Annotated in this window: 20 protein-coding genes; 9 read left to right on the top strand and 11 right to left on the bottom strand. The window is 47.6% G+C overall.

Going from position 1 to position 23608, the window contains the following annotated elements; genetic code table 11:
• Window positions 1-225: 225 nt before the first annotated feature.
• The 3 genes from EXY25_RS05295 to EXY25_RS05305 all read right to left on the bottom strand — a co-directional run bounded on the left by EXY25_RS05295 (window position 226) and on the right by EXY25_RS05305 (window position 7013).
• The gene (locus EXY25_RS05295; RefSeq protein ID WP_165419267.1) at window positions 226-2007 is read right to left on the bottom strand and encodes a sensor domain-containing diguanylate cyclase; all 1782 of its coding nucleotides are present in this window, start codon (window positions 2005-2007) and stop codon (window positions 226-228) included.
• A 207-nt stretch (window positions 2008-2214) separates the two neighbouring features.
• Window positions 2215-5256, bottom strand: coding sequence for a response regulator (locus EXY25_RS05300; protein ID WP_130565955.1), 3042 nt, complete (start codon window positions 5254-5256; stop codon window positions 2215-2217).
• Window positions 5257-5267: 11 nt separating this feature from the next.
• The gene (locus EXY25_RS05305; protein ID WP_130565956.1) at window positions 5268-7013 is read right to left on the bottom strand and encodes an ABC transporter substrate-binding protein; all 1746 of its coding nucleotides are present in this window, start codon (window positions 7011-7013) and stop codon (window positions 5268-5270) included.
• A gap of 487 nt (window positions 7014-7500) precedes the next feature.
• On the opposite strand from EXY25_RS05305, the gene EXY25_RS05310 reads away from it, so the two are divergent.
• Window positions 7501-8541: an efflux RND transporter periplasmic adaptor subunit gene (locus tag EXY25_RS05310; protein ID WP_130565957.1), complete on the top strand. Its 1041-nt coding sequence runs from the start codon at window positions 7501-7503 to the stop codon at window positions 8539-8541.
• Window positions 8538-11624, top strand: a complete 3087-nt coding sequence (locus EXY25_RS05315) for an efflux RND transporter permease subunit (protein ID WP_130565958.1) — start codon at window positions 8538-8540, stop codon at window positions 11622-11624. Before EXY25_RS05310 ends, EXY25_RS05315 begins: the two co-directional genes overlap by 4 nt.
• 176 nt (window positions 11625-11800) lie before the next feature.
• Here EXY25_RS05315 and EXY25_RS05320 read toward each other — a convergent pair whose 3' ends face one another.
• From EXY25_RS05320 to EXY25_RS05335, 4 genes are all read right to left on the bottom strand, one after another.
• Window positions 11801-12379 carry an HD domain-containing protein gene (locus tag EXY25_RS05320; RefSeq protein ID WP_130565959.1) on the bottom strand — a complete coding sequence of 193 codons (579 nt, stop codon included), beginning with the start codon at window positions 12377-12379 and terminating at the stop codon, window positions 11801-11803.
• Window positions 12380-12451: 72 nt separating this feature from the next.
• Window positions 12452-12934, bottom strand: a complete 483-nt coding sequence (locus tag EXY25_RS05325) for a hypothetical protein (protein ID WP_114337836.1) — start codon at window positions 12932-12934, stop codon at window positions 12452-12454.
• A 48-nt stretch (window positions 12935-12982) separates the two neighbouring features.
• Window positions 12983-13402 (bottom strand): hypothetical protein, encoded by a 420-nt coding sequence (locus EXY25_RS05330; protein WP_130565960.1) that lies wholly within the window; start codon window positions 13400-13402, stop codon window positions 12983-12985.
• Window positions 13403-13550: 148 nt separating this feature from the next.
• Window positions 13551-14357, bottom strand: a complete 807-nt coding sequence (locus EXY25_RS05335; RefSeq protein WP_130565961.1) for a DUF3025 domain-containing protein — start codon at window positions 14355-14357, stop codon at window positions 13551-13553.
• Window positions 14358-14452: 95 nt separating this feature from the next.
• Between EXY25_RS05335 and EXY25_RS05340 the strand changes: the two genes are divergently transcribed.
• Window positions 14453-16051 (top strand): cation:proton antiporter family protein, encoded by a 1599-nt coding sequence (locus tag EXY25_RS05340; protein WP_240695152.1) that lies wholly within the window; start codon window positions 14453-14455, stop codon window positions 16049-16051.
• Window positions 16052-16083: 32 nt separating this feature from the next.
• Here EXY25_RS05340 and EXY25_RS05345 read toward each other — a convergent pair whose 3' ends face one another.
• Window positions 16084-16743: a type 2 periplasmic-binding domain-containing protein gene (locus tag EXY25_RS05345; protein ID WP_130565962.1), complete on the bottom strand. Its 660-nt coding sequence runs from the start codon at window positions 16741-16743 to the stop codon at window positions 16084-16086.
• A gap of 405 nt (window positions 16744-17148) precedes the next feature.
• On the opposite strand from EXY25_RS05345, the gene crr reads away from it, so the two are divergent.
• From crr to EXY25_RS05370, 5 genes are all read left to right on the top strand, one after another.
• Entirely contained in the window at window positions 17149-17658 is a 510-nt protein-coding gene (gene crr, locus EXY25_RS05350) for a PTS glucose transporter subunit IIA (RefSeq protein WP_114337833.1), read from the top strand.
• An 88-nt stretch (window positions 17659-17746) separates the two neighbouring features.
• Window positions 17747-18100, top strand: coding sequence for an ArsC family reductase (locus EXY25_RS05355; RefSeq protein ID WP_130565963.1), 354 nt, complete (start codon window positions 17747-17749; stop codon window positions 18098-18100).
• Between the two features lie 2 nt (window positions 18101-18102).
• Entirely contained in the window at window positions 18103-19236 is a 1134-nt protein-coding gene (dapE, locus tag EXY25_RS05360) for a succinyl-diaminopimelate desuccinylase (RefSeq protein WP_130565964.1), read from the top strand.
• Window positions 19226-19924, top strand: coding sequence for a M15 family metallopeptidase (locus tag EXY25_RS05365; protein ID WP_246019503.1), 699 nt, complete (start codon window positions 19226-19228; stop codon window positions 19922-19924). Before dapE ends, EXY25_RS05365 begins: the two co-directional genes overlap by 11 nt.
• Window position 19925: 1 nt before the next feature.
• Window positions 19926-20120, top strand: coding sequence for a DUF2897 family protein (locus EXY25_RS05370; RefSeq protein WP_130565965.1), 195 nt, complete (start codon window positions 19926-19928; stop codon window positions 20118-20120).
• 71 nt (window positions 20121-20191) lie between these two features.
• Here EXY25_RS05370 and purC read toward each other — a convergent pair whose 3' ends face one another.
• Genes purC through dapA form a run of 3 tightly spaced genes read right to left on the bottom strand, consistent with a single transcriptional unit; the run spans window position 20192 to window position 22940 of the window.
• The gene (gene purC, locus EXY25_RS05375) at window positions 20192-20905 is read right to left on the bottom strand and encodes a phosphoribosylaminoimidazolesuccinocarboxamide synthase (RefSeq protein ID WP_114337830.1); all 714 of its coding nucleotides are present in this window, start codon (window positions 20903-20905) and stop codon (window positions 20192-20194) included.
• Window positions 20906-20928: 23 nt separating this feature from the next.
• Complete coding sequence (bamC, locus tag EXY25_RS05380) at window positions 20929-22062, bottom strand: outer membrane protein assembly factor BamC (protein ID WP_130565966.1); 1134 nt, start codon at window positions 22060-22062, stop codon at window positions 20929-20931.
• Window positions 22062-22940, bottom strand: coding sequence for a 4-hydroxy-tetrahydrodipicolinate synthase (gene dapA, locus EXY25_RS05385; RefSeq protein ID WP_130565967.1), 879 nt, complete (start codon window positions 22938-22940; stop codon window positions 22062-22064). Before dapA ends, bamC begins: the two co-directional genes overlap by 1 nt.
• 144 nt (window positions 22941-23084) lie before the next feature.
• Here dapA and bcp point away from each other — a divergent pair, with 144 nt between their 5' ends.
• On the top strand, window positions 23085-23555 hold the full coding sequence (gene bcp, locus EXY25_RS05390; protein WP_114337827.1) for a thioredoxin-dependent thiol peroxidase: 471 nt from the start codon (window positions 23085-23087) through the stop codon (window positions 23553-23555).
• Window positions 23556-23608: the final 53 nt, after the last annotated feature.

A 23608-nucleotide genomic window follows, 5' to 3' on the forward strand; every position in this document is an offset into this window, starting at 1 on the left:
GGGCCTTAACGCAGCCAAACAGTCTTACAGTCTTACAGAATATCCAGGTGTGATTTTTTGCAGGATGAACACTCTATAGGTGTTTTTTCATCCCTATTTGATTAAACCATAGATCGGAGTATTAGCCAGAAAAACCTGAATTTGTTAGTTTCTGGCACAGGGCTTAATGTCATCCCATACATCAAATAGCGGTCGCGAACAGCCGACTAGCGAAGCACGAACAGGCTACTTTGCAACGCCATCGGCAAATGACACAACGCGATTGCGGCCAGCATTTTTTGCCTGATAGAGCGCTTTATCAGCCCCTTCTAAACCAACCGAAAATGCGTCAGGACTTTCAAATATCAATTCATCCATGCCGATACTTAACGTATGGCGAAAGGTCTGATTACCTGACTCGCTCACACTGTTCATAAACGTCTGGCGGATACGTTCAGCAATGTTATAAGCCATCTTTTGGCTCGCCACATTAATCAGTACAATAAACTCCTCTCCGCCCCAGCGGATAGCAACATCCACCGATCGACACTCGTTTTTCAGGATCTGGGCTAACTCAACCAGTACCTTGTCACCTGTAGCGTGACCGTAGCGATCATTAACCTGCTTAAAGTGATCAATGTCGATAAGTAGCAACCAATACTCACCTTCTCGCTCCTCCAAATCAGCAAGGTAAGCAATATGGTCAGAGAGGTGGCGACGATTTCCCAAGTTAGTTAACGGATCAAGTTTGGACAGTTGGGCTTGACGTTGTAACTTACTTGATGTTGAACGCATCTTATCCAGCGTCGCCAAAATCAACATCAAACACTCAAATAATACGGCCGCTTGAGTCAGATGGATCAAACCCATACCAAAAGCTGACCACTGACTGGACGCAGAGATCAAACTCAAGATAAGACTTATTCCATAAGGCACCCAGGCGACAATATAGAGCAACACATAGGTGTTCCCCTTGCGATAGCAAAGCCAGCCCAACACAGGTTGAAAGGCCATCGATAACAAGCTGAAGAACGATATGTATAGCACCAGATCGTAAACACCAAACAAGCGCAAAATGACGGCGAACACATACAGTGCAATCAGTCCCAAAAGCAGTTTATCTAGTCTCGGTAGCAACAACCTGGTGTTTAACAGTTGGCGACCAAATAGAAACGAAAAAATCGCGACACAGAGATAAAGAATATGGAAGCTCTGATTAAAAATTTGCGGACTACCTGGCCAAAAATACTGAAAGCTAAAGCCATTTAAGGATGTCCACATAACGATGTTAAACACCAGATAGCTAAGAAAATAGATGTAGTACTTGTAGGAGTAGGAGCGCGTATAAGACCACAAAATGACCGTCAGCAATGCCAAAGCGGTAAACAGACCAAAGTAGATCCCAAACAGAAAGTATTCCGTTAGTGTCCGATCTTTAAATGCCCCCTTTTCTTCAACAAACAGCTGCACATTCATCGTTTCTAACGTATTAGAGCTCAATCGCACGTAGAAGCTACTGGATTCTCCTGGTTGCGCGACAAACTTAGCATTGAGCAATCGATATGCGATATCTCGACTAGAAAATGCTAAGTAATCAGAAAGCCTCCTATGCTGCCAACTATCGGAGCTAGCTCCAGCTCGGGTATTACGTGAGGAAAGGTTAAGGGTTGCCTGTTGCGAATTAGATCCCGCGGTAAAGTAGATATCTATATTATCGATGTAGCTAGTTTCTGGCGTCAGCACCCACTCGATCGCACGAGAACTGGGATTGTGAATGCTAAATTTTAGCCATACCGCTTGATGGGTGATACCTCGATTCACTTCCGCTTGAGAAAATGGTCGAAATCGGGATGCAAAGTCGGACGTGATGATCTGCTCAAATAAGATCTCATGTTGAGGTTCAACCAAGATCTCGGCATAACCGACCAAGCTAGTTTGCTTCATGTCAGCGGACAAAGTTAACGCGTCGGCAAAACAGCCAAAACAAAACAGATAAAGCAAGACCGCATACCACTTCTTGATTAGCAAGCCACCCATCCCTTCTGGGAACATAGAGAATAGTTTTACTATATGTGAAACGAGCGCAACGAAGCCAACCGTTCAAATCAACGCTGTGACTTAACTCAGCAATTAATAATCATGTGCCGTGGCAAAATAGTAGGTTAGTTAGATGACAGGACAAACGCAGCTAATGGCACGCAGAACCCAATAGGTCAATGATGCTCTAGTTTCCCATCAGCCACCTACTAACTGGCCACGAAGCTCACTAATCACGTCAGCGACAACATCAAAATCATACTCTTCTATGCCTTTACGCAATTGGTTCAACTGCGCGTCCATCCCTGCCGACTTGAGCAAAGGTGCAAGTTCAGGTAGATACTCTCCGGCCTCAATATCAAAATCTTCCGCCTTTGCTTCCACCTTGCGCAACAGCTCGAGTATTTGTTCGCAGTTTTCAGGCTGTTCGCCTTGCAGACCGCTTTGCTTATGCTCTAAAAGGTATTGCTCTATCTCCGTCAACACAACCGACAACACCTGTTGCGCCTGAGCCAGGCTTTGCTCTGTAGCCTCACCAGCAGTCGTCTCATGCTCCAATTTTTCAGCCAACATGCGCAATTGACTAGCGCCAATGTTGCCAGCATTACCTTTCAATGAATGCGCTAACCTTATCGCGGCCGCGCGTTCCGGCTCCAAGTCTAAGCATTCGCGATATTGCGCAGTAAAGTCATCACCATACAGCTCAATAAAACGCCCTAGCAGCTTGACGTACATAAACGGCTTGCCCATCGCGTAACGTAGACCCTGCTGAGGATCCAAATGCCTATAACTGTTCACGTCATCAGCTGCACCCTCAGACTGCACATCGGTCTGTTGCTGACCGAAATCTTGTAGGTAGCCCTCTTGCCCTTCTTCTTTGTCTCCCGTCATAGTTGAAGCGTCATACTGAGGGCGAACCTGAGGAGTGATCCATTTCGCCATCGTGCTAAACAGTTCATCGATATCCACCGGCTTGGCGACATGATCATTCATCCCCGCATCCAGTACTTTTTCCTTATCTCCAGCCATCGCATTAGCTGTCATCGCGATCACGGGCAGATCTTGATACTCCGGCTGCAGCCTAATTTTCTTTGTTGCGGTGTATCCGTCCATGACAGGCATCTGACAGTCCATCAGCACACCATCAAATGTCTGTTTGCGTAGTTTTTGCAACGCCTGCTTGCCATCTTCTGCCAGCGTCACGTTAATACCATGGGTCTCTAGAATTTCGATAGCCAGCTCTTGATTAATAACATTATCTTCAACCAACAGTAGCTGAGCACCTTTGAGTTTTTCTACATTTTGTTGGTGATCAGACGCGCAGTGACCAGGTTGACGCCTCGGCGTTACAATCGCCCCACCACTGGCATTTTGGATGGTTTCCAGCAAAGTGGATGAGGTGATCGGCTTGAACAACGTTCCTTGAATTTGCAGCTCAGCACTGGCGGCTAATAGCTCTTCCCGACCATGGGCTGTCATCATTAATATGGCAGGAGTTGGTACAATACTTTGATTGCTCAGGATCATGCGCACAGTATCTACACCGTCCATGCCATCCATTAGCCAATCCACGAGTACCAGTTGATACGGCTGCTGATTAGACGCGCTGGTGCGTTCAAGGATCTCCAGCGCCTCAAAGCCCGAACTACAGCTGGTCACCTCAAACTTTAAACTTTGCAAAATACTGGTCAGTATCTGTCTTGACGTCGCGTTGTCGTCCACGACTAGGGTCTTTTGCCGCTCAACCGCTTGCAGTAAATTTAAACGCGCCGCCGCGTTAGCGACTTTCTCGACATCGACGGTAAAGAAGAACTCACTACCTAGCCCCTCTTCGCTTTCAGCCCAGATCTCCCCGCCCATCATCTCTGTGAGACGTTTACTGATGGCGAGCCCAAGACCAGTGCCGCCATAGGTGCGAGTCGTGGACGAATCTGCTTGGCTGAACGACTCAAACAGTTTCGCCTGCTGACTTGCCGACATACCAATACCCGCATCGCGAATACTGAAACGCAACGTCACTCGCGTATCGGTCTCAGAAACGACCCGCACAGAAACGACCACTTCACCGCCAGCATCAGAAAATTTAACGGCGTTATTACCAATATTAAGCAGCACCTGGCCGATACGAAGTGGGTCACCTTTTAACTCTACAGGCACATCAGGAGCAACATCGTAATGCAGCTCCAGCCCCTTTTCCTGAGTCTTCACGGACAAGATGCCAGCCAGATCATCCATCACTTTATCCAACGAAAACTCAATCACTTCCAGATCTAACTTGCCTGCCTCTATCTTAGAAAAATCGAGTATGTCGTTGATGATCCCCAATAGTGCCACCGAGCTACGATTTACTTTCTCGATGTAATTACGCTGTTTTGGATCCAATTCGGTCTGCAGCGCCAAGTGACTCATACCGATGATGGCATTCATAGGCGTACGGATCTCGTGGGACATGTTGGCAAGAAAATCGCTTTTCGCCTGATTGGCAGACTCCGCCTTGGCAATCAAAGCCACCTGTTCCTGTTCGTGGCTTTTCACTGACTGCATATAAGACTGGAACATGCGATAAACAAAAAACAGGATTGCGACAAAAACCAACACTTTGAGTACTGCAGAGCCCAACATGGTGTAATAGCTGAGCGCCGATTTATCTTGGGTAGATTGATACACCACTTGGCTCAATCGCAATTGGCTTTGGGTGAACTCTTTTAAGGCCCATTGCAAAGCAGCGTAATGTTCACGCTCCTGCTGCGTCACGCTAATAAACGCCGCCACCCTGACACCTTGTTCGGTATAGCTGCGAGTAACGGCCAATGCCTGCTTATAAGCATCCCAGCCATGAATAAGCTGTTCCAACAAAGCCTGATCTATCTCGTCTGCGTTCTTGCCTTCAAAATAGGAACGCGCTTTTTCAAGGCGCTGATCTAGATCCTGCACCTTTTCATCAATCAAGCGCCCATTATCAGCAATAGCCTGCGCATTGGGTGCCGTGACCATCTGCATTGATAATATGCGGAGGTCGGCAAGTGGCATCGCCAATCGATTGGCCAATCGTTCCATACGGTTGGCAGCAGCCTGCATCGTTGCAATCGAGCGATCGACCTGACTCTGATTAGACAAATTAACAACGCTTTCAATCACAAGCATCGCCATCGCCGCAATCAAAAGAAGCACGACACGTCTAAGTAACACACGCTCTTTAGCAATTTTATCTTCCGGCTGCGCCGATTGAATCACATCCATTTTGCACTCGTTTAAAAGTTCTGCCGATTGATCTGTAATGGCACCATTCGCGGTTTCGGATAAGGCTTGTCGCCGCGTATAGACCAGTGCCAATCTGTCACTTCAAGATCTCTAAGGTAAACAAAAGCCGAACGACCGGGGTCGAACTTAACCTCTTTGTTGACCGCGTAGACGTTGTTAGGTGTGGGTAAAAAGACCATGTAGTTTTGTTCGTAAACGTGCCTGATCACCTCTGCGAGCAACGACTGGTACTCATCGGATTCAACATTAAACTTCAGCAGCTGATCACTCAAAGCATCTAAATAAGGGTTAGGAGGAAGTGTCGACCAATCATTAAAGGGGCGATAAACAAAAAATGCAGACCAAGGGTGTTTAAACCAATCATAGTTTCCCCACAACAACAGATCCCATGGCTTATTCTTGCCTTGCCATGTATCGAACAAGCGTCCAAAAACGATCTTTTCAGCAGACACCACTTCAACTTGCAGCGCAATATTGATCTGACTAAGAAAATACTGAATATCGCCAATCAAAAACTGAAAGCTTTCTTGCGCCACCACCGTCAATTGCAGAGGCTGATTGGGATCTAACCCCTGCTCTTTCTGATAGTCGCTGACCAGCCGCTTCAAACTCTCAATATCTGTCTGATTTTGTTGATGATACTTAGCAAAAAACGGTGCCAGAGATGCTATCGCACCGTCCACTTTGTAAAAGTTCGGAGACACCATGGTTGGCGACATCACGCCCTCCCCTAGCATCGACAGATTCAGCAGATACTCCTGATCAATGGCATGATTGATAGCAAAGCGGATCCGTTGATCTAGCAGAGCTGGATCGCCATTGATCATATTGATATGCATGGCATAGTTATTCAGCGATGTCGACACCGCCAGTTTTGCGTAGGGTGACATCACAGTATCCAACTGGTCGGCGAAAGAGACAGGGGTCAGATCCAGAACCGCTTCGTCCTGCAACACCTGCTCCCGCGCTTGAGCTAACGTGAGGTTGGTATAAATAGTGATGGTTTCGACCTTGGCTTTATCCTCTCCCCAGTAAATAGGATTCGCTTTCAATACCACTTCAGGGCTGCTTCTGTCTCCCTCGATATAGCCCTTGTGCAGCACATAAGGCCCCATACCAAAAAGTCCTGGCTCAGCTAAGTTGGGACAGGTCGGCTTGCCGTTCCAACCATGTTTCGCCAAATATTCAGGCGTATAAAACTGTAGCCAGATGGCATCGTGAAGAAACGCGCCGTAAGGCTCTTTGAGATGAAACCTGACCTGATATTCACCCAGTTTCTCAGCCCGCTCAAACAGTAGATGCAACTTTGAGAAGGTGAAAGGCGCCTGCTTAAAAAAGCGCATGTTCTCAATGACTGAATCAGCGTTAAAAGCTCGACCATCATGAAAAAAAGCATCTTTGCGCAACTCAAAATCCCATACTTTATCATCATGACTGGTATGGCTAATGGCGAGATCATACTGCCATCCCCGTTCATTATTTTCGGGCCGCAGCAACGCAGCATTCACCGCGTGAGAGATGGCAAGGTAAGGTAAATTCGGCAAAAACAGTTTCACATGAGAGCCTGGGCGCAGCTCGCCATTAACCAATTCCGCGGTGGGGTCGCTGCTTAATCCAATATCAGCTGCTGCACTCTTGCTCGCACAAAATTCGAGTACAACCATAACCAGCAGTAAAGCAATGGTGCTGATGTATCGATTGTGCAGCGCGAATGTTGATCTGCCTTGAAATTTCATAGTTACATCAAGCACCTTAAATCATCGGTCAGCCACCAAGGGCCAAAGGAGTTGCCGGCTGCAACACCGTCATTCAACAGGCGAATGAAAATGCAAAAATGTCTTGTCATTCAAGGCTGTTTTCTGCTTTCCAGTATAGTGGTATATCTGGCAATACACCTCTTATTGTGGTTGAAAACAACCGAGTTAATCACAGCCAAAGGCGTTGCAACATCACCCCAACAAAATAAGTTCCACATCCATGGTGACGGGTCGCCGTCATCATGCCCTTAATACCTTCATATCTCATCAACTGACAATGAATTAGCACGGCCATACCAGTAATCGTTGTGCGTAACAGACTAAAAATCATAGTTTATTAACAATTAACTCGTACGATTTAACTTTTTGTCTCAAGACATGTAACAGCTATTCCTGCGACAATCGCGATTGTCGCTGCTCAAGAATTAGTCAGCATTCAGTTTTTTGCAGAGAAGTCTCTTAGCTTATGAAGATGTTGTCATTGTTAGCTGTTGTTATCGTGCTAATTATTGGCTGGAGCTGGCGAACCTCCAGTGCTCACCCGCCTGTCGCCGAAACCAAACCTGTCGCCATCACGGTAGTCACATTATCAGAGCAGGCACTGGCTGAAACCGTGCCACTGCAGGGTACGGTCTTTTCAAGACAAGCGGTGGAGATCACTCCCGAGGTAGACGGCCGGATAAGCGACATAAAAATTCGTTCGGGACAACAAGTAGAACAGGGCGACTTGCTGGTACAGCTAGACGATCGACATCAACAGGCTGTACTCAAGCGTGAGCAGGCCAAGCTGCAGGACACCATACGCCACCAGGGCAACATTCATCGGCTCCTCCCGAAAGGCGCGGTCACTCAATCAGACGTTGATAAGACAGATGCAGATGTACAGATACAACAGGCAGAAGTAGAACTCGCTCTGGCTGCACTTGAAGACCGAGCGATCCGAGCTCCCTTTAATGGCAAAGTTGGCTTGGTTGACCTCAGCCCAGGTCAGCTGGTGTCTAGAGAAACACGACTCACTACGTTAGATGACGCCACGGTGCTGCGTCTGAATGTACCTGTCGCTTCAAAATACTTGGGGCGACTATCTACCGCACAAACAGTGACTCTACAACAAACCCACCTTAATAGTGACTTGGTCGAAGCGGAGATCACCAGCATCGATAGCCGCGTTCGTGGCGAAAGCCTTAATGTCTATTTACAACTATCGATAGACAACCGTGACAGCAAATTAACACCTGGCAGCTTAGTGACCGGTAGGCTAAAGCTGACGGAGCAAGTCAATGTAGTACTGCCGGTGCAATCAATCGCCTACGAAGGCCACAAGCGTTATGCCTATCGTCTGATTGACGACCACGTTGAAAAAGTCGAGATTACCCTCGGCATTCGTGATGGCGATCTTGCTGAAGTCACTAGCGGCCTAAGTGCTGGAGAGCAAGTGGTTCATCAAGGTTTGGTTAAAGTCCGAGATGGAATGGAAGTCACCGTCATAGCACGTGCGGGTGTATGAAGCTTTCTGATATCGCCATGTTTCGGCCAGTATCGGCCATCGTACTGAGCTTACTCTTCATGTTGTTTGGGGCGGTATCATTCAACTTGTTAGCCGTGCGGGAGATGCCCGACATTGACAGCCCAGTCATATCAATCGGCACAGCCTATCGTGGCAGCGCTTCCTCCATCGTAGAATCCCAGATCACGAACCCAATTGAAGATGAACTCAGCGGCATAGACGGCGTTGACTACATCTGGTCATCATCATGGGATGGCTGGTCGGGGATCACGATCACCTTCCAGCAGGGACACAATATGCTCGAAGCCCTGAGTGATGTCAGGGACGCCGTTAACCGTGCCAGAAATAGCCTGCCCGATGATGTCGATGAACCTGTTGTGCGCAAAGATGATGGTAACAATGCGCCTATCATGTGGTTGAATCTCACCGGAACGTTGCAGGACAGAGTCGAGCTCAGTGATTTTGCCGAACGGATCCTGATAGAAAGGCTCAGCTTGATGCCCGGCGTCAGCGCCGTCAATAGCTCAGGCATGGTCGAGCGCGTGATGTACATTGAGCTGGATCCTTTAGAGATGGCCGGCCGTGGTTTAACAACCAAAGAGGTGATCAATGCCCTCAATCAGGAAAATATTCAGCTGCCCGCTGGCTATATACGTAATGACAGCCTCAACATGGTGGTACGCGTTGCCCGACAATATCAGCAAGCGGATGACTTCAAACAGATCCAGCTATTAAATATTGATGGCGACAGCGTACACTTGGGCGATATTGCCCAGATCTATATCGGTGCGAAGAAAGACACCACCACGTTCAAAAGCGATGGCATTGACAGTATTGGCTTAGGGATCGTGCCAATGTCGCAAGCCAACCCCCTTGACGTTGCACAAACCATCCGAGAACAACTCCCGCACTTACAACGCTTTCTGCCCCAAGGGGCGAGCTTAGCGGTTGATTACGATAGCACCATATTTATTCGATATGCCATTAACGAGGTATATACCACTCTGATTATCTGCGCTGTGCTCGTGCTGCTGGTGTTATATCTTTTTATTGGTCGTCTTGGCGCCACATTGATCCCGGCGATCACCGTACCCGTCTCGCTGATTTCGGCGTTCACTGTTGCTTATCTACTTGGCTACAGTATCAATCTAATCACCCTGATGGCCTTGGTGCTTGCCATCGGTTTGGTTGTCGATGACGCCATTGTGGTGGTGGAAAATATATCTCGTCATCGCGCCAATGGTGTACCAGCGCTAGTCGCCGCTTTTAGAGGCACCAAAGAGCTAAATTTTGCTGTGATCGCGACCACTTTGGTACTGGTGATGGTTTTCCTGCCTCTCATGTTTATGGAAGGCAAGATGGGAAGGCTATTTAGTGAATTCGCCGTATTACTCTCTGCTGCGGTGGTCTTTTCCTCCATCGTCGCACTGACGCTTGCCCCTGTGATGGCTGGCCAGCTACTCAACCGCCCCCCCCCTCCGCCAAGCTTTATAAACCGGTTTATGAACAGTTTGATGAATAAGCTGCAACATAGCTATGCTGCAGTCTTAGAGCAGATCTTGCCGTTTCAAAAATCAGCGCTATTGGTCATTGGTATCGCCTTAGGCTTGTTAGTTTACAGCTATCAACTACAACAAAAAGCTTACGCGCCGAAAGAGGACCGTGGCGTCGTTAATATCTATGTCGGTGGTATGGAAGCCACCAGCTATGATCGCATGCTCGACAGCATGGCAGCGATAGAGCAGCGTCTCATACCGCTAAGGGACGATGGCCCGGTTCGCTCACTGAATTATTCAGCACCAGCTTTCGGCACTTGGGCGGACCATCAGGGATTTTTTATCCTGCAGTTAGAAGACTGGAGTGAGCGTTCAGAGTCTGCTGCTGAAGTTGTAGAAATGATCAGAGAGGCGACACACGACATCCCTGATGTAAAAGTTTACCCCTATCAACCCGGGTTTGGTGGCTCTATGGGAGAGCCTGTGCAGTTCGTACTGCAAGGCGAGGACTACACCGAGCTACTCGGCTATGCCAAGCAACTGGAGAAATTAGCCGACGAAAGCGGGCTAATGCATGGCGCTCAGCTTGACTACAACCCAACCACACCAGAATTGGTATTGCAGGTTAACCGCCCAGCAGCCCGAGAATTAGGCGTCTCGGTGGACGATATTGCAAGCACCTTGGAAGTATTATTGGGCGGGCGAGCGCAAACACGCTTCGAAGAACGCGGTGACGAATATGACGTCTACCTCAAAGCCAATGAAGATCGCTTTCTATCAGCAGCGGATCTTGCCAAAGTCTACCTGCGCAGTGACGCCGGAGCATTGGTCACCTTAGACACTCTGGTTTCAGCGCAAGAAACGGCCTCTGCGCGTGGTCTGTTTCATTATCAGCGGAAGAAATCTATCAACCTCAAAGCTAACCTGACCGAACAGGCCACCTTAGGTGAAGCCCTCGATTTTCTTATTGAGCATGCCGAACCCATGCTCCCACCTGGCTATACTTTTGACTTCGCTGGCGAATCGAAAGAGTACTACGACAATCAGCGAGAGATCGCGCTGTTGTTTGGCCTCGCTTTGCTGGTTTGCTATTTGGTACTCGCCGCTCAATTTGAAAGCTTTATTAGCCCGGCAGTTGTGATGCTTACCGTACCGTTAGGGATCCTTGGCGGCTTGGTAGGACTGTTGTTAGCCGGAGAGAGCTTCAATATCTACAGCCAACTTGGCCTACTCATGTTGATAGGCATGGCGACAAAGAATGGCATTCTTATCGTCGAATTTGCCAATCAACTGCGCGACAAAGGATTGGATATCACCACTGCGACCTGTCAGGCGGCAGTGAACCGCTTACGGCCTATTCTCATGACCGCAATGACAACGCTACTCGGCGCTCTGCCTATGTTATTTGCCAGCGGCGCTGGCTCGGAAAATCGCTTTGCCATCGGTGTCGTGATCTTCGGTGGCATGCTCCTAGCAACCGTCATCACACTGTTTATCATCCCCTGCCTTTACCATCTGCTTGGCAGATTCAGCGGGTCACCGATGGCAAGAGAGGTAAAGCTCAAACAGCTACTCGAAGAGCACTAGCAGAGGGGTGACCGACGCATTACTCCAGTTAATTTCGGTCAATTAGTTATGGAGAGTGACAACGAAGCCTTGGCAGTTCCATCGCAAAGTGGCAGCAGGCACCGCGGGCAAGAAGTAAGGGTAAATTTCAAGCTTACGTTTAGTCTCAAAGGCTAGTCACATCGGTCAATGCAGAACTACTTTAACCAACCCTTGGCGACGGCGCCGTCGAGCTTTGATTTGAGCAGCTCCCATAGGGCTGAGCTGCCTTTGCCTATCCGCTCATTAATCGAGAACACTTGCGCCTTAGAGACATCGTGGGCGCGCCAACTATGACCATCGCCATGCAGGTTATGCAGTAGCGGAGGCACCCGATCAATTGCTTTGGCAAACTTAGCATCAGCAGTCTCGCCTGCCTCAAATTCATACCAAAGCGTAATGAACTCTGTATCCATCCCCTCAGGAAGCAAGCCTAATACGCGCTTTACTCCTTCTGCCTCAGCAGCTTTTAATTCTGGTGTCTCACTGGCGTAAATAATGGTATCTCCCGCATCTATCTCACCAAGATCATGGATCAACAGCATTTTTATCACGCGATCGATATCCACCGGCTCATCAGCATGCTGATAAAGCATCAGAGCCGACAAGCAAACATGCCAGCTATGTTCAGCTGAATTCTCATAGCGCGACAAACCAACAGGGCGGGTTTTTCGATGCACATCTTTAAGCTTTTCTATTTCGACAATAAAGCGGAGGATCTTTTCAAGATTTTCCACGGTGCGCTCCTGCTGTTTTTGGAAAACGGCAATATGGGAAGTGATGGAAGAGCTATCGAACAAAAATCGAGGCTATAACTCAATCTCAAGAAATTCAGGCACCGCAGATTTTACCTTATCAGGTACTAGTGACTGCCATTTTGCCAACGCAGACAGAGATGTTTCATCTGCAACAGGTTGTACTGAAGCATTAGTCGACATCTCCTCGCCATCCCAGATAACAATCAAGCGTTCACCCTCTTCAGGTAACGCGTAGAAAAGCTCACGGCCTTCATCATCCTGGATCCGCGCATAAATCTGAATATCAGCGATGGGCAGAGTCAAGTTAGAAAGCAGCACCGGCCAGTGCGCGCAATCGAATACAAACCAAGCTAAACCGTTTGCTCTTCCTAATTGCTCAAATTGAAAGTGTAAGCCATTAAATAGATTAGGCGTCACGCCCGCTAGGCTAGCTATTTCAGCCACCAAGGGCGAGCCATCAGCAGACTCCGGATCCAATTTACTTAGAAAGTGTTCCGGCGCAGAGATGACAATAAAACCCCAGTCTTCACACATAGCTAACCCTATCCAATCATCAGTTTGACAAACACACGATATCAAAAGCTAAGCTGCCAGTAATGCAGCTTGGTTGACAATATAAACACTGAGATAAAACAACAACGCAACTGCACTCGCCCAAAACAACAGGGTAAAGCTCTGCAAAAAACCAAAGCTGTTGTTTGAAGGGTGAGGCCTAAATACAAAGAGCAAGGTAAACAGTGTAGTAAACAACAGCGCGGAAAGAGGCAAAGCAATGAGCCACTGTAACAACGTATAAGCGGGCTCCCCCTTTTTTACTCCATCCTGATTTGCTAAAAACAGCAAGAGACAAGGCACTAAAGACAAAAAGCCTCCCCAAACTAATCCCTTACGCATTCGTCGCAAATAGTCACCGACACCGACACCATCATTCCTGATAGCATCTAATGCTGAAACAGATACGATGCCGACAACTCCAACAACGGTTAGCATTGTAATTTCCATATCATCACTCCCAAAATCCAACGTATTATTTCAACGCTTCCCTGCCAGAAAGAAGCCTCCTCATCATACTTAACTAATTTACAATTCAAATGATTAACATCAAGCGCCCCAACCTGACCTGTGATTCATGACCAGACTCTGCCCGCAATTACTTCCTATGCGGACGGGGCCTAAAGTAGTTTTTGTCGAGATAGAACTCCCGCGATTGATTCGCCGGCCACCACCCCGGCACCCCGAGCAGAGGTAAAGGCGACAACGGTCGGTTGTCAGCAAGCAGATCTGCGCTCAGTGCCAATGACAGTTGCTGATCCAACGCTTGATATTGTTTTAGCAACGGCAGCGTAAAGAAGTCCGCGGAGACCGGCAAACATAACGCCTTGCCACATAAGCCAATAAATGGCTGCAAGTATGATTCATAGCTGGCGTGACCAAAAACAAAAGAACGTATGGTATTACCCCAAGCATCTCGCTGTTGCCAGAACAACGCCTCCCATTCATGTTGTTTTAAAGCCTGGCTCAGGTGATCATCAGCCACAGCAATAATCACACCGCATTCATCAAACAAGGTTAAGGCGTTACGGCGTGGCGTGCGTTTTTTTTGTCCATATTTAGCGATGTCATCGCAATGTTGTTGGTTAATCAAACTTTTTGCTTTTGGGAACAGACACCATATCAAGGCATTAAACAAATCATGCCAATGCGCGGGACGAGTAGGTACTGCGCCCGACTCCAGTATGCGCTGCTCGTAGTAGATACCATCAGGGCAAGCATCCAAGGTAGACTGGCAAACAAACTGTATCGATTTTCCGTGACTGTTGCAGGTCGGTTGCGGCAACAACGCTGTCATCTGCTCGGTATCAGGCCAAGTCTGCCAAGCTGAGATCGGCAACAACTGCCTTAAATCCTGATAGATCGCCGCCTGATACCAGGGTGATTGCACATTAAGAAACTGCATATTTCTCTAAGTAACTGAGGTAAAGTTTGCAACGTGCTGTATTCTAAACCCATTATGCATTCTCTCCACTATTTTCAGAAAAATTAGGAGGCACCTTGGATCCTATTGTTATCGCCGCCGCTTTTACCCTAGGCCTATTGGTTAGCCGCATAGGCTTACCGCCGATGATCGGGTTCCTTGGCTGTGGCTTTCTGTTACATGCAGTAGGGTTTGAACCTTCAATAGCAATGCAAGAAGTGGCCGACCTTGGGGTAACCCTTTTACTGTTTAGTATTGGGCTCAAGCTTAATATCAAGAGTTTGTTGAAACCCGAAGTATGGGGCACAGCCACCCTCCACATGGGCATTACGATTGGCTTCTTCACCATTGCATTAATACTGTTGGCAGCGCTTAAAATCTCCCTGTTCGCAACGCTCAACTGGTCATCAGCGATACTACTTTCATTTGCATTAAGTTTTTCCAGTACCGTATTTGCTGTAAAAGTACTTGAAGATAAGGGTGAGATGCAGTCTCTGTATGGCCGTGTGGCCATTGGTATCTTGGTAATGCAAGATATTTTCGCCGTCGTCTACCTCACCCTTTCCACGGGAAAGATCCCCAGTGTCTGGGCGGTATGCTTGCTGGGCTTACCCTTCATTCGCCCTCTAATGTACCGCTTACTCGACCGCGCAGGCCATGGCGAAATGCTTATTCTTTACGGCTTAATGATGGCGCTACTGCTTGGCGCAGGTCTGTTTGAATTGGTTGGATTGAAACCTGATCTCGGTGCATTGATTATTGGTATTTTGCTTGCTAACCACCCCAAATCTGGCGAATTAGCTAAATCATTATTCAGTTTCAAAGAGCTATTTCTGGTGGCTTTCTTTCTTAACATTGGCCTACAAGCGCTCCCAACCTGGGAAAGCGTTGCCATCGCTGCGCTGCTTTGCCTGGTACTGATAGTCAAAGTTATCATCTACTTTGGCCTGTTAACCAAGTTCCGACTGCGCGCCCGTACCGCCACCCTGAGCTCGCTGAGCTTGGCTAACTATAGCGAGTTCGGCCTGATCGTGGGTGCAATCGGAGTCAGCAATGGCTGGCTGAGTCCCGAATGGTTGGTGATTATCGCCATCGCACTCTCACTCAGCATGGCTATCGCCTCGCCGCTCAATTTACACGCTGCGAGCCTCTATCGGCGCTATAGAGCCAACCTACATAAATATCAACGAAGCGCGCTCCTGAAATACGACAGCAACATCGAATTATCAGGTGAACGCTGCGTTATTTTTGGTATGGGCCGTATTGGCACCGGTGTTTACGACGAAATGCTCGACTGTTACGGGAATTCTATACTCGGCGTTGAAACAGACATGGATCGTGTAGAAGAACATCGCACGCACGGCCGCAATGTCATTCAGGGCGACGCCACTGACTCTGATTTCTGGGAGAAACTATCTGCAGAGGGCATTGAGTTAGTGTATTTGGCAATGCCAAGCCACCACGGTAATCAATTTGCTGCAAAGCAGTTCCAGCGCATGCAATTCAACGGTCAAGTCGCGGCCATTGTGCACTTCCCGGACGAAGCGGAGGAGTTAAAAGCTCTTGGCGTTAACTCTGTGTTCAATCTGTACGAAGAAGCCGGGGCGGGTTTTGCAGAGCATGTCACGGCACAGTTATTGGAAAACGCTTCTCTGAAGCCTAAAGAGTCGCAATGACAACGAGCGACAAATGTGGTGTTGCGCCATAACTACTGTGGCGCGTACCAAAGCTCAGAGCGATTAACCGGTGTTGCTTTCGGTAAAATAGTATTGGTCAGGGTTAATATATCGCGCCGCTGTAGATCGGCAGCTCGCAAGATATCGCCGTGCTCTTGATTGAACAGCTTATCAAAACTGCCATCGGCAATCGCCGCTTCTAATCCTCTGGTGATAATATCCGCCAAATCAGTACGATGGGGATTAACAAAATAATAAAATGCAGTCGGGTAGTGCAGTGCAAAACGCTGCTCGATGACAAGCCCCTGAGCCGAGTATGTTTGCTGTTCAGCCCATATTTCAGCGACAGACCGAGGAAACGCTTCGATACGCTCTCGCAACAGTTGTTCAAATAGACCTTCATAGGTTGACGATGGCACGATCCTAAACCCGTTATCAGCAAGGATCTGCGTATCAGGCCAATCATGGCCCTGCCCCAAAATCACTTCTTTTAATACACTACTATCAGTTAGATGAAGAAACAGTTGCTGTTTTTGCTCACGGATCAGAAGTAATCGCCAACCAACCAAACCTTTGTAGATCGGAATTCGTATCGGCAACAAACTGGCTTCCCTTTCAACAGAAGTCATCGACCACACCACATCCAACTCATCATTTCTTGCAAGCTGCTTAAGCGCTCTGCCCTGTTGCATAGGCAACTCACTGGGCTTCAGTTGCAGACTAGAGCCACTTTTCTGCAACGCAAGCGTCAGTAACCTTAATGGATAGTTGACCCTTTCATCGAATGTTGACTCGGCCCTCGGGTAGACAATGTCATTTGCAAAGGCACTAAGGGGTAAACAAAGTAACATTAAGGTTAATATTTTGTTGGCATAGAGTTTCACATGACACACCAGATAACTCTTTGGTTTAATTAACTATAGTTATGATAGTGCCGACGTCCAGAAAGAATATTCGCAATTGAAACCCATTGAGTGATAATTTGGATCAACTAGGGATTGATTATTGTCACGATCACTTTATATAGTGTCAGTCCCTCTGTTACACTCAAGACGGTTTACTACTAGATACCAAGCCTGATGCGGGAGCTATAAAACATGGGTTTATTCAGCACGTTAAAAAAGCTGGTAAGCGATGACAACGACCCTTTGGATGGGGTGAAGATCTATGCCCCAATAACGGGCGAAATTGTCGATATAGAAGAAGTGCCGGATGTGGTATTTGCGGAAAAAATTGTCGGGGATGGCGTTGCAGTTAAACCTACCGGCAGTAAATTAGTGGCTCCGTGTGATGGTGTCATTGGTAAGATATTTGAAACCAATCATGCATTCAGTATTGAATCGCCCGAAGGGATCGAGCTTTTTGTCCATTTCGGTATCGACACCGTCGAGCTGAAGGGAGAAGGCTTCCGTCGCGTAGCGGAAGAGGGGCAACAGGTAAAATGTGGTGATCCGGTAATCGAATTAGATCTGCCTTTTTTAGAAGAGAAAGCCAAGTCAACACTCACCCCCGTCGTCATATCCAACGTTGATGAAGTAAAACAGTTAGCAAAACACAGCGGTAAGGTCACTCAAGCCGAGGATGTCATCATCACCGTCATCAAATAGCAAAAAAAAGGCACTCCAATGAGTGCCTTTTTTGTCTAGCTTAGATAATCTTGCTGCAACATTTTTCGTCTCGTTATTTGGCATATCTATGACACTCCTATTTGGCATTAAGAATTGCGATACTGTTCGTAAGGCTCGCAGTTGGCTTGAACAAAACCAGCAAGAATACCAATTCCATGACTTTCGCACTGACGGCTTAGATGAAAAGACCTTGAAGAAATGGGTCGATCACCTAGGTTGGGAATCACTACTGAACAAACGCAGCACCAGCTTTCGCCAGCTAACTGATCAGCAGAAGTTGGTCGATAATGCGGAAGACGCTATCGCGCTAATGTTAGCCACCCCCACCCTGATTAAAAGGCCGGTGCTAAGCTTCAATGATCATATTCAGATAGGCTTCAAACCCGAAGCCTATCAACAACTATTTCAGCAGGTAGATTAGTAATGAGTGAAGAGGTACTGGATTTAGCAAAAGAACTTATCAGCCGTCGCTCTGTTACCCCTGAGGACGCGGGTTGCCAGGAACTTATGGGTGCGAGATTAGCCGATATTGGCTTTGCCATTGAGACCATGGTGTTTGAAGATACCACCAATTTATGGGCTCGCCGTGGCACCCAAGCGCCACTCTTCTGCTTTGCCGGACATACCGATGTCGTTCCCAGCGGCCCCGAAGAAAAGTGGCACACACCACCATTTGAGCCCACGGTTATCGATGGCTACCTTCATGGCCGTGGCGCTGCCGACATGAAAGGCAGCTTGGCGGCGATGGTTATTGCGACAGAGCGCTTTATTGATGCTTATCCAAACCATAAGGGATCTATCGCTTATCTGATTACCAGTGATGAGGAAGGCCCCTTTATTAATGGCACAACCCGTGTAATTGACACACTGGAAGCCAGAAACGAAAAGATTGACTGGTGTATTGTTGGCGAACCGTCAAGCACCCACCGATGCGGTGATATTGTGAAGAATGGTCGCCGCGGCTCGCTGACTGGCGATCTGACAGTGCATGGACATCAAGGCCACGTGGCTTACCCTCACCTTGCTGATAATCCCATTCATAAAGCCGCACCGGCATTAACCGAGCTTAGCCAGATCTGCTGGGATCAGGGTAACGACTACTTTCCCCCAACCAGTCTGCAAATTTCGAATATTAATGGGGGAACAGGCGCATCGAATGTTATCCCTGGTGAGCTAGAGGTTCAATTTAACTTTCGCTTCTGTACCGAAAACACATCCAAGGGATTAACAGAAAGAGTACATGCGCTGTTTGATGCTCATGGCCTTGAGTACGATCTTAAATGGACCTATAACGGAGAACCATTTCTAACCGACCATGGGGATTTGGTCACCGCAGTTCAGCAAGCGATTCTGGATACAGTACATACGCCAACAGAGCTATCGACAGCGGGTGGTACATCAGATGGCCGCTTTATCGCTCCAACTGGCGCAGAGGTGATTGAATTAGGTCCTTGTAACGCCACGATCCATAAAGTGAATGAATGCGTCAAGGTTGCTGATCTGGAGCTATTAACTGAGATGTATTATAAAACCATGGTGCAGCTACTTGTTGACTGAACTCCATGACCGGCAACTAACCGGTGAATCTGAGTCCCACCTGCGCCTGTTTGGTCAGCGCGGGACTCTGGTTCATAAAGATGTATGCCTACCACTACAAAGCTTAATCAGTGCGGCGGCTGATGACGGTTTTTCATTACAGATCGCCAGCGGTTTTCGCAGTTTCGAACGCCAGCAAGCTATCTGGCAAGCCAAGTTTTTGGGTACTCGCCCGTTGCTCAATCATGATAGCCAGCCTCTGGATATCACCACTTTAAGTGAGTCAGAAAAAATCGCTGCAATCCTTCATTGGTCTGCACTGCCTGGCACAAGCCGACATCACTGGGGGACAGACCTAGACATCTTTTGTAGCCTGCAGCAGGGAGAACAACCTTTGCGGCTTGAGCCGGATGAGTACGCACTTGGTGGGCCGCAACACTCGACCTATCTTTGGTTGCGAGAGCATGCTGGCAAGTTTGGCTTTTTCTGGCCCTACAATACATATCGCGGCGGTGTCGCCGAAGAGCCTTGGCATATTAGCTACGGTGAGATAGCAGAACAGGCCCTATCGCAATTAACAAGCACCAAAGTGATGGATGCATTAACGAGAAACCAAGTTATTGGATTAGCACACCTGGGGCCGCAGATCGAAGCGTTAATGGTAAAATATGTCACTAACGTAGCCCATTGGCCCAACAACGAACACTGATATGGAAACTTGGAAACTAATACTACTCATCGCGGCAATTTTAGGCTTCATTATCAGTAACCTCATGCTGTTAAAACATACCGCCAAATTTAAGCTGGAAAAGCGTATTGATGAGTTCAAACATGGAAAGAAAATCGGTGTTATCAAGAAGGACGTTAAGCCAGGGGAAAAAGAGATACCTCATAAACGCCTATGACCCCCTCTTTCTACATAATAAAAAACCCGCTGACAGCGGGTTTTTTATTTGGATATGAAACGATAACAACTTTAGTCGAGATTTAAACCCAAGCGCGCAGCAACGGCTTCATAGGCTTCAACCACACCGCCTAAACCTTGACGGAAGCGATCTTTATCCAGCTTGTCACGGGTTTCTTTATCCCACAAACGGCAACCATCAGGAGTGAATTCGTCACCAAGAATGATTTCACCATTGAACACGCCAAATTCAAGCTTGTAATCAACAAGTATCAGGCCAGCATCGTCAAACAGCTTCTTCAATACATCATTGACTTTGAAGGTTTGCTCCTTCATCGCAGTCACTTGTTCGGCAGTCGCCCAACCAAAGCTTTGGATGTGATACTCGTTAATCATTGGATCATGAAGCTGATCATTCTTGAGGAAAAATTCGAAGGTTGGTGGTGACAAATCCATTCCTTCCTTGACTCCCAAGCGACGACAGATGGAACCCGCAGCCACGTTACGAACAACGCACTCAACCGGGATCATATCCAGCTTCTTAACCAACGCTTCATCATCCGCAATCAGACGATCCATCTGCGTAGCGATACCAGCTTCTTCAAGCTTAGTCATAATGAAATGGTTAAACTTGTTATTTACCATGCCTTTACGGTCGAGCTGTTCAATTTTCTCGCCATCAAAAGCGGATGTATCGTTGCGGAATTGCAAGATCAGTCGATCTGCATCATCTGTTGTGTACACAGACTTCGCTTTACCACGGTACAACTCTGCTTTCTTTTCCATCGGGATCTCTGCTCCGCTTAAAACTATTGATTAATTACGCCACGTTCCATCGCGTCTTTCAGTGCATCATATATTTCTGCCAGCCGCTCTTCTCCGACAGGCCTATTTTCTATAGACAATAAAGTGATTGAGGTTGAGTTCCCCAAGTCCCCTAATAATATCTGATATTGCTCCTTGGGGATATCAATGTCGATACCGTCTCCCCAAATGGACTCCCACAAACTCTGCGATCCATGATAACGAACATAGTATGTACCGATCGATTTATTACGATCTTCAATCGTAAAGCCAAGATCTGCAATCACTAACGCCAAGCGCGACCAAGTTCGTTCAAAGCCCGCTGACGCAATAAAGGCCGGCAGACCTGAAGCGTCTTGACCCACAGACAAAGTTATCGGCTTCAATTTTTGCTGATCTTTTTGATGAGCATCAACCCGCTTCTTAAACTCATAATGTCCGATAGCTCCATTTAGCAAGTTCACCGTATAGCGACGCTTATCTATATCGGTTAAGGTGTCAGCTACCTTACGGTTGTCCAAAGTCTCTTCATATCCCAATAATGATGCGGTCAGTGTTCCCTTGTCTTCCCTTTCATTAACATCTAGAGAGAACAAGTAACGTTGGCGAATATGTATCACTTTTTCGCTGAACGTTAAGGTATCTATTATCGTATTATCTTCGCTTAGTTTGATGTCACTATGAAACCAGTCGGTAATTAGGACACCGCCTTGCTTGTCCCAGAACCGAGCACGTATACCCTTCTCGTAGAAATACTCCCAAAGCACACGCCAAACTTCATCCCGCACGTTGCCGCCGCTCTCTTCGAGAGAAAAATTGATAGAGATCTTACTACCAGTACTATTTTTAACATTACTCCCCTCTACTAGGGGCAAAACTTGAGCCGGTGCCCGAATATCAAGTTCACGACCATAGGCTGCGCTGGCACTTTCTAAATCGTCGATGGCATACTCTTCATTGGTAGCTGGCGCATTCAAACCTTCAGGTATCGCTAAACCACGAGATGGCATCACATCCAGATAGTCATAGTTACCACTCGCGGTACGGCGATCTTCTGCTGATGTGCAACCGATAAGCACTGAGACCGATGAGAGTGCGACAACACAGAAACGGAACCACTTCATACCGTTCAACTTCATTAAATTAATCCTGCTTTTTGCAGTGCTTTTTCAACTTCGGGTTGAGCTGGCTCACTCAAAACAGTGAGAGGCAATCGTAAAAAAGCATTAGGTATTAGCCCTATACGGGACAAAGCCCATTTTACAGGAATAGGATTTGCTTCAATAAATAACTTGTCATGTAACAATGACAACGGCTCGTCTAATGCCGCCGCCTTGGCTGCTTCCCCTGCGCGGGCGTGTTGGCACATAGCGGCCATCGCCTTGGGTGCAACGTTATTAGTCACAGAGATCACACCATCGCCGCCCAGTTGCAGAAATTCGCGCCCAGTAGCATCGTCACCGCTTAGCAAAAGAAAGTCATCATCAACTAACGATTTAATCTGCCTAAAACGGTCCAGATCGCCTGTTGCTTCTTTGATACCAACAATGTTGTCAATTTTTGACAACCGAGCCACCGTTTCCGGCAACAGATCCACAGCGGTCCGACCGGGCACATTATAAAGTAGCTGAGGAAGCTTGGTACTTTCGGCTATCGCCTTAAAGTGGAGATATAAACCTTCTTGAGTCGGCTTGTTGTAATAAGGTGTGACGCTTAAACAACCGGCAATACCGCTATCTTCCAACTGGCTGGTCAAATAAATAGCTTCTGCTGTAGCGTTGGCTCCAGTGCCAGCGATGACAGGGATCCTTCCTGCCGCGAACTCAACAATTTTACGAACCACTTGCAGGTGCTCTTCAAAACCAAGCGTGGCACTCTCTCCGGTCGTACCCATAGCCACGATACCGTTGGTTCCCGATTCAACGTGGAACTCAACCAACTTTTCCAGTGCGACATAATCTATCGCACCCTCTGCATCCATTGGCGTCACTAAGGCGACTATGCTTCCAGCAAACATTCGGCGTTAACTCCTCGAAATCAAGGCGAACTATGGTACTTTTCGAGGCGGGATAAGACAAGCAGATGCGGTGCGATCCAAACACAAGTTTTGACTGTACAGAACATTTGCCTCAAATAATCGAGAAATAATGGGAGAAAAGCTGTGAATACATTAGAGGTCGGCAAGACGGCTCCGGATTTTACGTTACCAGATCAAAACGGCGACATGGTGTCGCTAAGCCAGTTCAAAGGCAAAAGCAAAGTCCTGGTCTACTTCTACCCAAAAGCGATGACACCAGGTTGCACAGTTCAAGCCTGCGGCCTCCGCGATAGCAAGGCCGAGCTTGAAGCGCGCAATACCGTAGTGCTAGGCATTAGCCCTGATGCGCCAAAACGATTGGCGAAGTTCACTGAGCGTGATGAGCTTAACTTTACACTGCTTGGCGATGAAGACCACGCTGTCGCAGAGGCCTTTGGTGTTTGGGGGCTAAAGAAATTTATGGGCAAAGAGTATGATGGTATTCATCGCATTAGTTTTCTAATCGATGAAAATGGCACCGTTGCTCAAGTGTTCAACAAGTTTAAAACCAAAGAACATCACGATGTTGTGTTAGCTGCACTGACAGCAAGCTAAGTTGCAGTTCGTAATTAACGATGGCTGCTTGATGGATTTAGAACCCATCAAGC

It is taken from the genome of Corallincola spongiicola (assembly GCF_004284785.1).
GTDB classification, from domain to species: domain Bacteria; phylum Pseudomonadota; class Gammaproteobacteria; order Enterobacterales; family Neiellaceae; genus Corallincola; species Corallincola holothuriorum.